The sequence below is a fragment of the Nocardioides caeni genome (assembly GCF_004912195.1).
Classification (GTDB): Bacteria; Actinomycetota; Actinomycetes; order Propionibacteriales; family Nocardioidaceae; genus Nocardioides; species Nocardioides caeni.
In genome coordinates, this window is sequence record NZ_STGW01000006.1 from 149,511 (window position 1) to 159,840 (window position 10,330).

9 protein-coding genes are annotated in these 10,330 nt (G+C 72.2%); 8 read left to right on the top strand and 1 reads right to left on the bottom strand.

Annotated features, from left to right (window positions below; genetic code table 11):
* The first annotated feature begins 71 nt into the window (after positions 1-71).
* From E9934_RS11385 to hemB, 5 genes are all read left to right on the top strand, one after another.
* Entirely contained in the window at positions 72-761 is a 690-nt protein-coding gene (locus E9934_RS11385; protein ID WP_136563001.1) for a redox-sensing transcriptional repressor Rex, read from the top strand.
* Positions 758-2,068, top strand: coding sequence for a glutamyl-tRNA reductase (locus E9934_RS11390; RefSeq protein ID WP_136563002.1), 1,311 nt, complete (start codon positions 758-760; stop codon positions 2,066-2,068). Before E9934_RS11385 ends, E9934_RS11390 begins: the two co-directional genes overlap by 4 nt.
* Positions 2,065-3,108, top strand: a complete 1,044-nt coding sequence (gene hemC / locus E9934_RS11395; RefSeq protein ID WP_136563003.1) for a hydroxymethylbilane synthase — start codon at positions 2,065-2,067, stop codon at positions 3,106-3,108. The genes E9934_RS11390 and hemC overlap by 4 nt, the downstream gene beginning before the upstream one ends.
* Positions 3,105-4,781, top strand: a complete 1,677-nt coding sequence (locus tag E9934_RS11400; protein WP_136563004.1) for a bifunctional uroporphyrinogen-III C-methyltransferase/uroporphyrinogen-III synthase — start codon at positions 3,105-3,107, stop codon at positions 4,779-4,781. The genes hemC and E9934_RS11400 overlap by 4 nt, the downstream gene beginning before the upstream one ends.
* Before the next feature lie 292 nt (positions 4,782-5,073).
* On the top strand, positions 5,074-6,066 hold the full coding sequence (hemB, locus tag E9934_RS11405) for a porphobilinogen synthase (protein ID WP_136563005.1): 993 nt from the start codon (positions 5,074-5,076) through the stop codon (positions 6,064-6,066).
* A gap of 110 nt (positions 6,067-6,176) precedes the next feature.
* Here the strand turns inward: hemB and E9934_RS11410 are convergent, their stop codons facing one another.
* Positions 6,177-7,406, bottom strand: coding sequence for a lytic transglycosylase domain-containing protein (locus tag E9934_RS11410; protein WP_193556898.1), 1,230 nt, complete (start codon positions 7,404-7,406; stop codon positions 6,177-6,179).
* A gap of 277 nt (positions 7,407-7,683) precedes the next feature.
* On the opposite strand from E9934_RS11410, the gene hemL reads away from it, so the two are divergent.
* The 3 genes from hemL to E9934_RS11425 are packed head-to-tail and all read left to right on the top strand — an operon-like array spanning position 7,684 to position 10,328.
* Positions 7,684-9,051 carry a glutamate-1-semialdehyde 2,1-aminomutase gene (gene hemL / locus E9934_RS11415; RefSeq protein WP_238694910.1) on the top strand — a complete coding sequence of 456 codons (1,368 nt, stop codon included), beginning with the start codon at positions 7,684-7,686 and terminating at the stop codon, positions 9,049-9,051.
* 3 nt (positions 9,052-9,054) lie between these two features.
* Positions 9,055-9,744, top strand: a complete 690-nt coding sequence (locus E9934_RS11420) for a histidine phosphatase family protein (protein WP_136563007.1) — start codon at positions 9,055-9,057, stop codon at positions 9,742-9,744.
* Positions 9,744-10,328 (top strand): TlpA family protein disulfide reductase, encoded by a 585-nt coding sequence (locus E9934_RS11425; RefSeq protein ID WP_136563008.1) that lies wholly within the window; start codon positions 9,744-9,746, stop codon positions 10,326-10,328. Before E9934_RS11420 ends, E9934_RS11425 begins: the two co-directional genes overlap by 1 nt.
* Positions 10,329-10,330: the final 2 nt, after the last annotated feature.

Genomic DNA, 10,330 nt, shown 5'->3' on the forward strand with positions numbered 1-10,330 from the left:
GATTCACAAACTCCTACAGTGATCGAGCCTGGGCCCCACCGAACGGCTGGCCGAGGCTGGAAAGTGGAGCTGTGACCACACGGAGTTCGACGGACGCCACCCGGGTCATCCCGGAGGCCACGGTCGCCCGCCTGCCCGTCTACCTGCGGGCGCTGACGGCGCTGGCCGACAGCGGGATCCGCACGTGCTCCAGCGAGGACCTCGCGACCGCCGCCGGCGTCAACAGCGCCAAGCTCCGCAAGGACCTGTCCTACCTCGGCAGCTATGGCACCCGCGGCGTCGGCTACGACGTCGACTACCTGCGCTACCAGATCGCCCGCGAGATCGGCGTCACCCAGGACTGGCCGGTCGTCATCGTCGGCATCGGAAACCTCGGGCACGCCCTCGCCAACTTCTCGGGCTTCCGAAGCCGCGGTTTCCGGGTCGTCGCGCTGCTCGACGCCGACTCCACGCTGATCGGGCAGAGTGTCGCCGGCGTCGCCGTCCAGCCGTTCGACGAGCTGGAGCCGATCGTGCGCGAGCACGGCGTCGCCATCGGTGTCATCGCCACGCCCGCCTTCGCCGCGCAGGACGTCGCCGACCGGATGGTCGCGGTCGGCATCACCAGCATCCTCAACTTCGCGCCGGCCGTGCTGTCGGTGCCCGACGGCGTCGACGTCCGCAAGGTCGACCTGTCCATCGAGCTGCAGATCCTCGCCTACCACGAGCAGCGCAAGGCCGGCGGCGCCTCGAACGCCCCGGCTGACGGGGGTGCCGCATGAGTGTTCTGGTCGTGGGGATCTCCCACAACTCCGCGCCGATGGCGTTGCTGGAGAAGGTCGCGCTCGACGGCGACGGTGTCCACAAGCTGATCGCCGACGCCGCGGCCTGCGAGCACGTCAGCGAGGCGACGGTCATCGCCACCTGCAACCGGCTCGAGATCTACACCGAGGTCGAGCGCTTCCACGGCAGCATCGAGCAGATCTCGCGGCTCCTGGTCGACCGGGCCGGGCAGACGACCGAGGCGATGCTCCCGCACCTCTACGTCCACTACGACGACGGCGCGATCTCGCACCTCTTCCAGGTGGCCGCCGGACTCGACTCCATGGCCGTCGGCGAGGGCCAGATCCTCGGCCAGACCCGTGAGGCGCTGCGCCGCGGCCAGGAGCTCGGCACGGTCGGTCCCGCCCTCAACCTGCTCTTCCAGCAGGCACTCCGCGTCGGCAAGCGGACCCGCGCCGAGACCGAGATCGACCAGGTCGCCCCGACGCTGGTGAGCGCCGCGCTCGACCAGACCAGGTCCGCCGTCGGCCCGGTCGCCGGCAAGTACGTCGTCGTGGTCGGCGCCGGGGCCATGGCCGGCCTCGCCGCGGCGACCGCCTACCGCCTCGGTGCCGCCGACCTGGTCGTCGTCAACCGCTCGCCCGAGCGGGCCCAGCGCCTGGCCGACCTCTACCAGGGCCGGCCTGCGACCTTCGCGGACCTGCGCGAGGAGATCGGCCGCGCCGACATCGTGATCAGCTGCACCGGCTCGTCGGCCACCGTCATCGACCGCTCCCTGGTCGAGGCCGCCCGCGCCGGGCTGGGGGAGCGGCCCGTCGCCCTCATCGACCTGGCCCTGCCGCACGACATCGCTCGCGACGTCCCCGACGCTGCCGGGGTCACCCTGGTCGGCCTCGCCGAGCTGGCCGAGCTGCTCCAGGGAGGCGAGACCGGCCGCGAGGTCCAGGAGGTCCGCCGGATCCTCGGCGAGGAGGTCACGGCCTTCCTCGCCGCCCGTCGCCAGGCGAGTGTCACCCCGACCGTCGTCGCGCTGCGGTCGATGGCCACCGCCGTCGTCGACGCCGAGATGACCCGGCTCGAGAGCCGTCTGCCGCACCTCGACGCCGAGCTTCGCGAGGAGATCCGCCACACCGTGCGCCGCGTCGCCGACAAGCTGCTCCACGAGCCGACGGTCCGGGTCAAGGAGCTCGCCAACGAGCAGGGCGCCGTCTCCTACGCCGCCGCGCTCGCCGAGCTGTTCGCGCTCGACCCCGAGGCCGTCGACGCCGTGACCCGTCCCGTCGGCGTCGAGGAGGCGGGCGCATGACGACCACCACCCGCACCACGCGCACGCTCAAGGTCGGCACCCGCCGCAGCGCGCTCGCCACCACGCAGAGCGGCCACGTCGCCGACGCACTCACCGAGCGCACCGGCGTCCTGACCGAGCTCGTCGAGATCACCACCGACGGCGATCGCAGCCAGGCCAGCGGCATCCCGCTCGCCGGCAGCTCGTCCGTCGGCGTGTTCGTGAGCGCGTTGCGTGAGGCGCTGCTGGCCGGCGAGGTCGACGTCGCCGTGCACTCGCTCAAGGACCTGCCCACCGCCCCCGCCGACGGCATCACCCTCGCCGCGATCCCGTTGCGCGAGGACCCCCGTGACGTCGTCGTCGCCCGCGACGGGCTGACGCTCGGTGAGCTGCCCCCCGGCAGCATCGTCGGCACCGGCTCCCCGCGTCGCGTCGCGCAGATCCACGCCCTCGGACTGGGCGTCGAGGTGACCGGTCTGCGCGGCAACGTCGACACCCGGATCGGCAAGGTCCGCTCCGGGGAGTACGACGCCGTCGTTCTCGCCCGCGCGGGCCTGGCCCGGCTCGGCCGGCTCGACGAGGTCACCGAGGTCCTCGACCCGCTCCAGGTGCTCTCCGCCCCCGGGCAGGGCGCCCTGGCCGTCGAGTGCCGCAGCGACGACGCCGAGGCGCTGGCGCTGCTGGCCCAGCTGGACGACCCGGGCACCCGCGCCGCCGTCGTCGCCGAGCGCGCCGCGCTGGCGACCCTCGAGGGTGGCTGCTCGGCCCCGATCGGGGCGCTCGCCGAGCTCGCCGAGGGCGAGGAGGGCCCGGAGCTGTGGCTGCGGGCGATCGCCCTCTCGGAGGACGGCGCCCTCGCCGTACGACGCTCGGCGTCGACCACGCTCGACGACGACCCGGCCACCTGGCCGGAGGCAGCGCAGGCACTCGGTGACGCACTCGCGTCCGAGCTCCTCGCGGAGGGCGCTGCCGAGTTGATGAACGACACCTCGCCGGACCAGGACTCCCCGGGTCCGGCTGCCCACCCATCCGCACGATCTGCAGAGGTGCACCACCCATGACGCGAGCCACGACAGCCCGGACGGCTGCCCCGACTCCCGCCACGACGGCCGCCCCCACTCAGCCCGGAGGCGTGTCCTTCGTCGGCACGGGCCCCGGCGACCCCGACCTGCTGACAGTGCGCGCCGTCAGGCTCATCGAGGACGCCGACGTCGTCATCACCGAGGACCCCGGTCACGCCGACCTCGTCGCCGTCGTCCGCAGCCGTGCCGCGGTCGCCGGTGAGGTCGACGCCGAGGACGCAGGCCCCGAGATGATCGACGGCGGGTTCGGCGAGGACGGCCAACCGCTGACCCACGCCGCCCGCGCGAAGGTCGTCGTCAAGCAGGCCAAGCGCGGCCTGCGCGTGGTCCGCCTGCTCGGCGGTGACCCGTTCCTCTACGCCTCGGGTCCGGAGGAGGCGCAGGCCGTCGCCAAGGCGGGCTACGGCTTCGAGGTCGTGCCGGGCGTCTCGTCGGTGGGTGCGGTCCCGGCCTACGCCGGCATCCCGCTGACCACCAAGGACCACCGCGAGGTGGCGGTCGTGACGTGTGGCGAGAAGGTCGACTGGAGCCGCTACGCCGACACCCCGACCCTGGTCCTGCTCTCGGCCGTCGGCCAGATCGGCGAGATCGCCAAGCAGCTCATCGCGATCGGCCGCTCCCCGGAGACGCCCGTGGCGATGACCCGCGTCGGCACGACCACCGAGCAGCAGACGGTCACCTCGACGCTGGAGCGGATCGCCGCCGACGCCCGGGCCGCCCGGATCGCGCCGCCCGCCATCACGGTCATCGGCGCCGTCGTCGACCTCCGCGAGAAGCTGTCGTGGTTCGAGACCAAGCCGCTGTTCGGCTGGCGCGTGCTGGTGCCGCGCACCAAGGAGCAGTCGGCGTCGCTGTCGACGCGCCTGCGCGAGTTCGGCGGCGTGCCGGAGGAGGTGCCGACGATCTCCGTCGAGCCGCCGCGCAACCCGCAGCAGATGGACAAGGCCGTGCGTGGCCTGGTCGAGGGCCGCTACGAGTGGATCGCGTTCACGTCGGTCAACGCCGTGAAGGCGGTTCGCGAGAAGTTCGAGGAGTACGGTCTCGACGCCCGCGCCTTCTCGGGCCTCAAGATCGCCGCTGTCGGGGACAAGACCGCCCAGGCCATCGCCGACTGGGGCCTGCGCGCCGACCTCGTCCCGTCGGGCGAGCAGTCCGCGGCCGGTCTCCTCGAGGACTGGCCCGAGTACGACGAGCAGCTCGACCCCATCAACCGGGTCTTCCTGCCCCGTGCCGACATCGCGACGGAGAACCTCGTCGCGGGCCTGATCGACCTCGGCTGGGAGTGCGACGACGTCACCGCCTACCGCACGGTCCGGGCGGCGCCGCCGCCGGCGCCGGTGCGCGACGCGATCAAGACCGGCAAGTTCGACGCCGTCGTCTTCACGTCGTCCTCGACCGTGCGCAACCTGGTCGGCATCGCCGGCAAGCCGCACGCGTCGACGGTGATCGCCGTCATCGGCCCCGCCACCGCCAAGACGGCCGAGGAGCACGGCCTGCGGGTCGACGTCATGGCCCCCAAGCCCGACGTCGAGCTGCTCGTCGAGGCCCTCGCCGGCTTCGGCGCCGACCGTCGCGCCGCGATGGTCGAGGCCGGTGACCCCGTCACCAAGCCGAGCGACCGCAAGCCCAGCTCGCGCCGCAAGAAGGCCTGATCACGTCGCTGCGAGTGAGCTTGCGAACTCGCAGATGACGACGGGAGGTCGAGTAGCGCGACGACCGAGCTTGCGAGGTCGTCAGGCGCGTATCGAGACCAGCTGAGCCGGTCTCGATACGCCGTTGCGCTCGTTCCTCGCTCCACGGCTACTCGACCAGCGACAGGAGCGACGGCCGCGTCGAAACACGCCGGGCGGACCTCGTCGAGGTTCGCCCGGTGGTTTCGAGGCCACTCGCTGGCGCTCGCGGCACCTCAACCACCGGGGACGGCAAGAAAACTAGGATGGCTCCATGAGCGACATCCAGCGTCCGGTCGTCCGCCCCCGTCGCCTCCGCACGACCCCGGCGATGCGGGACCTGGTGGCCGAGACCGAGCTGGCGGCGCGCCAGCTGGTGCTGCCGATGTTCGTGCGGGAGGGGGCCGGCGAGCCCGTCCCGATCAGCTCGATGCCCGGTGTGGTCCAGCACTCCCGCGACTCGCTGCGCAAGGCTGCGGCCGAGGCCGCAGAGGCGGGCCTGCGCGGCGTGATGCTCTTCGGGGTCCCCGAGCGCAAGGACGCCAGCGGCAGCGGTGCGACCGACCCCGACGGCATCCTCAACCTCGCGATCGCCGACGTCGTCGCCGAGGTCGGCGACGCCCTCGTGGTGATGGGCGACCTGTGCCTCGACGAGTTCACCGACCACGGCCACTGCGGCGTCCTGGACGCCGCAGGACGGGTGGACAACGACGCCACCCTGGAGCGGTACGCCGAGATGGCGCGCGTCCAGGCCGCGGCGGGCGCGGGCCTCGTCGGACCGAGCGGGATGATGGACGGCCAGGTCGCGGTCGTCCGCGCCGCCCTCGACGGAGCCGGACACGAGGACGTCGGCATCCTCGCCTACTCCGCGAAGTACGCCTCCGCCTTCTACGGGCCCTTCCGCGAGGCGGTGGACAGCTCGCTGCAGGGCGACCGCCGGACCTACCAGCAGGATGCCCGCAACGCGCGCGAGGGCGTTCGTGAGGCGCTGCTGGACATCGAGGAGGGCGCGGACATCGTCATGGTGAAGCCGGCGCTCGCCTACCTCGACGTCCTGCGCCGGGTCGCCGACGCCGCGGGAGAGGTCGGTGTCCCGGTCGCGGCCTACAACATCTCGGGGGAGTACGCCATGGTCGAGGCCGCGGCCGCCAACGGCTGGATCGACCGGGAGCCCGCGATCCTCGAGACGCTCACCGCGATCCGACGGGCCGGCGCCGACATGATCCTCACCTACTGGGCGACCGAGGCGGCTGCATTCCTGCGCTGACCGCTGGTTGTGCTCGTCGCTGGTGCTCCTCGCACCTCAACGACCGGCGGGCAGAAATCGAGAGAGGCCCCGGACCGAAGTCCGGGGCCTCTCTCGTTGAGCTGCGTCGATCAGATGCCGTAGCTGAGCAGGCAGTTGAGGAGCTGCAGGCTCTGCGTGAGCTTCGGGAATGCCGCCAGGCACTCCTCCTTCGCCTCGGCCTTGGTCAGCGGGCCGAGCAGGCCGCCGATCAGGTTGGAGGTCACGGTGCCCAGGCCCTCGTCGACGGTCTCGACCGTCTCCTTGACCTTGTCGGCGGTCTCCTTGACCGGGTCGGGCACGTTCGGGGTGCCGCCACCGTCGGTGCCGCCGCCATCGGTGCCGCCACCGTCGGTGCCGCCGTCGGTCGAGCCGCCGCCGGTCGAGCCGCCGCCGGTGGAGCCGCCACCGTTGCTGGTGCCACCACCGTTGGAGAGGTTGCCGCCACCGTTGTTGTTGTTGCGCGGACCGTTGACCGCGAAGTCCGGCGGCTCGGGGACGACGTAGCCCGCGGCCGTGGAGTTGTTGGGCACGGAGGTGAAGTCGCCCTCGAGGTAGGCGTTCATGATCTTGAGGACCAGGTCGACGTAGTCCTGGCTGTGGTTGTAGCGGTAGACCGCGGCCCGCTGGCCGACGACCGCGGAGAGGTCGCCGTCACCGGAGCAGAGGTAGACCGCGGCAGCCAGCGCCGCGTCGTCGATGTCCTGCGGGTTGCGGGTGGCGTCGTCGTCGGCGTCCACGCCCACGACCTGCCAGGTCGAGGGGATGAACTGCATCGGGCCGACCGCGCGGTCCCACGTCGGGTCGTTGTCGTAGACGCCGGCGTCGGTGTCCGCGATCTCCTGGGTGTTGTTGGACCCGTCGAGTGCGATGCCGTAGATGCCCGGGGTCGCCACGCCGTCGTCGTTGAGGACGTTGCCGCCGAAGCGGCCGTGGTTGGACTCGACCCGACCGATGGCGGCGATGAGCTGCCAGGTGAGGTTGCACGACTCGTCGGCGGAGTTGATGACCGTCTCGGCCCGCTGGTAGGCCGCCAGGGCGGCCGCCGGGATCGCGTTGGTCGACGCCGCGGAGACGATGCCCGCCTCGTTGCCGCCGTTGAGGCCCTCGACCGCCAACGGGTCCGACAGGCTGGCCGGGTCGTCGATGGAGTCCTCGGGCACGCTCGTGCCGTCCGTCACCTGGCCGGGCGCCTCAGCGGCGACCACCGGTGCCGCGACGCTTCCGATACCGGCAACGGATGCCGTCCAGGCCGCCGACAGCAGGGCGAGCGGAATGATCGTGGCGACGCGTTGCAGCCGCCCCAAACGCTTCCTCGTCATGTCCTGTCTCTCTCCCCTGGCCCACAGGGCCGATCTCTCGTGTGGGCCGCTCCCTCTAGCTCCCACCTGCGTCCGCGTCGCCGGGACGACCGTGTGGTTGCCTCGCTGGCGCGACACCTGGACAACGAATCGTGACACACCGGCGTTACGGGTGTCACATGATCCGGACCAGACTTCGGGACAATGTCCTGTCGCCGGCACACAAAAGGCCCGGTCGGCCACTCTCCGCGTGGTCCCCGATGGGGGTTCGTTGGGTCCGATCGGTGACAATGGCGCGGTGCCCGACACCCCTGGCCGGCCCGCGCAGGCGGCCGCCCCGCTGACGTCCGGATCCGAAGCGCTCTTCGCCCGGGCCCGCGCCGTCACCCCCGGCGGGGTGAACTCGCCGGTCCGGGCCTTCAACGCCGTCGGCGGCACCCCTCGCTTCATCCGTTCGGCGGCCGGGCCGTGGCTGACCGACGTCGACGGCAACGACTACGTCGACCTGATCTGCTCCTGGGGTCCGATGCTGCTCGGGCACGCGCACCCCGCCGTCGTCGAGGCCGTCACGGCCGCCATCGCCCGCGGCTCCTCCTACGGCACGCCCACGGAGGGCGAGGTCGCCCTCGTCGAGGCGATCGTCGCCCGCACCCCGGTCGAGCGGCTGCGCCTGGTCTCCTCCGGCACCGAAGCGACCATGTCCGCCATCCGGCTGGCCCGCGGCTTCACCGGCCGCGACGTCGTCGTGAAGTTCGCCGGCTGCTACCACGGCCACGTCGACTCGCTGCTCGCCGCGGCGGGCTCCGGCCTGACGACCTTCTCCATCCCCGGTACGCCGGGGGTGCCCGCCAGCTCCACCGAGCTCACGCTCGTGCTGCCCTACAACGACCGGGCCGCCGTCACGGCCGCCTTCGCCGAGCACGGCGACCGGATCGCCTGCCTCATCACCGAGGCGGCGCCCGGCAACATGGGTGTCGTGCCGCCCGCCGTCGTCGACGGCCAGGGCTTCAACGCCTTCCTCGCCGAGACCTGCCGCGCCCACGGCGCCCTGTTCATCAGCGACGAGGTGATGACCGGCTTCCGTGCCTCGCCGCAGGGACAGTGGGGACTGGACGGCGCGGTCGAGGGCTGGGTGCCCGACCTGATGACCTTCGGCAAGGTCATGGGTGGGGGCTTCCCCGCCGCCGCGTTCGGCGGTCGTGCCGCCGTCATGGCCCACCTCGCGCCCGAGGGGCCCGTCTATCAAGCCGGCACGCTGTCGGGCAATCCGGTCGCGACCGCCGCCGGCCTCGCGACCCTCGAGGCGGCGACCCCCGAGGTCTACGACCGCCTCGACGTCGTCGCCGACGCGCTGCGGGCCGGCGCCACCGACGCGTTCACGGCAGCCGGCGTGCCGTTCGTCATCCAGTCGACCGGGTCCATGTTCTCGGTGTTCCTCACCGACTCCGCGGTCACCGACTACGCCGAGGCGCAGACCACCGACGTCGCGGCCTACGGCGCCTTCTTCCACGCCATGCTCGACCGCGGCGTGCACCTGCCGCCGTCGGCCTACGAGGCGTGGTTCGTGTCCGGATCCCACGACGACCGCGCCGTCCAGCACGTGCTCGACGCGCTCCCCGAGGCCGCGCGGATCGCGGCGGCCGCCTCCACCAGCGGGAAGGCCTGAGCCATGACCCCCGACACGATCGTCCACCTCGTCCGCCACGGCGAGGTCCACAACCCGCAGGGCGTCCTCTACGGCCGCCGCGACGGCTTCCATCTCTCCGACCGCGGTCGGGCGATGGCCGACCGGGTGGGCGAGCACCTCGGCGGCAACGACATCACCGTCCTGCGCTCCTCCCCGCTGGAGCGGGCCCGGGAGACCGCCGCCCCGTTGGCCGAGCGACTCGGACTCGAGATCGGCGTCGAGCCCCGTGTGCTGGAGTCGACCAACCGCTTCGAGGGCCTGACCTTCGGCAAGGGCAACAACGCACTGCGCAACCCGCTGCTGTGGCGCCACCTCTACAACCCCTTCAAGCCGTCGTGGGGTGAGCCCTATCGCGCGATCGTGACGCGGATGATGGCGGCCGTCCACGACGCCCGTCGCGACGCCGAGGGCCACGAGGCCGTGCTGGTCTCCCACCAGCTGCCGATCTGGACCACCCGTCTGGCGGCGGAGAAGCGGTCCTTCCTGCACGACCCCCGCAAGCGCCAGTGCACCCTTTGCTCGATCACGTCCTTCGGCTTCGCCGGCGAGGAGCTCGTCGCGATCTCCTACGCCGAGCCTGCGATCGACCTGATCCCGACCGGCGACATCGCCGCGCCGTTCTCGGCCGGTGACGCGCCGGAGGAGAACAAGCCGGAGGGGACGCCGCAGTAATGGCACGTCCGTGGCGCGCCCTCGCCGGCGCGCTGACCGCAGCGCTGCTGGCGTCGGGATGCTCCGATGTCGGCAGCACCGGCGACCTCGACTACGTCCCCGGCGAGGGACAGGTCGTCGAGGTCGCGATCGACGACCGGGAGGCTGCGGTCGAGATCAGCGGCGACACCATCCAGGGCGAGCGGCTCCACCTCACCGACCTGCGCGGTCAGGTCGTCGTCATCAACGTCTGGTGGTCCGGCTGTGGTCCCTGCCGCACCGAGATGCCGATGCTGGTGCAGGCCGAGGACGAGCTGGTCCGTGACCACCCGGACGAGGTCTCCTTTGTCGGCATCAACATCCGTGACCTCGCGCCCGAGACGGCCGCGGCCTTCGAGCGGGACCGCGGCGTCGACTACCCCTCGCTCTACGACCCCGGCAGCGAGACCCTGCTCGAGCTCGGGTCGTTCGCCCCGCCGTCGATGCCCGCCACCCTGGTCCTCGACCGCGAGGGACGGGTCGCTGCGCTGATGAACGGACCCGTGCCGTCGAAGAGCACTCTCACCACGCTCGTCGAGGACGTCCTCGCGGAGAACGCTGACTGACG

Bases quoted from the DNA above. Each gene is read 5' to 3' on its own strand.
- E9934_RS11390 (WP_136563002.1), top strand. From the start codon at position 758: ATGAGTGTTCTGGTCGTGGGGATCTCCCACAACTCCGCGCCGATGGCG.
- hemC (WP_136563003.1), top strand. From the start codon at position 2,065: ATGACGACCACCACCCGCACCACGCGCACGCTCAAGGTCGGCACCCGC.
- E9934_RS11400 (WP_136563004.1), top strand. From the start codon at position 3,105: ATGACGCGAGCCACGACAGCCCGGACGGCTGCCCCGACTCCCGCCACG.
- hemB (WP_136563005.1), top strand. From the start codon at position 5,074: ATGAGCGACATCCAGCGTCCGGTCGTCCGCCCCCGTCGCCTCCGCACG.
- E9934_RS11410 (WP_193556898.1), bottom strand. From the start codon at position 7,406: ATGACGAGGAAGCGTTTGGGGCGGCTGCAACGCGTCGCCACGATCATT.
- E9934_RS11420 (WP_136563007.1), top strand. From the start codon at position 9,055: ATGACCCCCGACACGATCGTCCACCTCGTCCGCCACGGCGAGGTCCAC.
- E9934_RS11425 (WP_136563008.1), top strand. From the start codon at position 9,744: ATGGCACGTCCGTGGCGCGCCCTCGCCGGCGCGCTGACCGCAGCGCTG.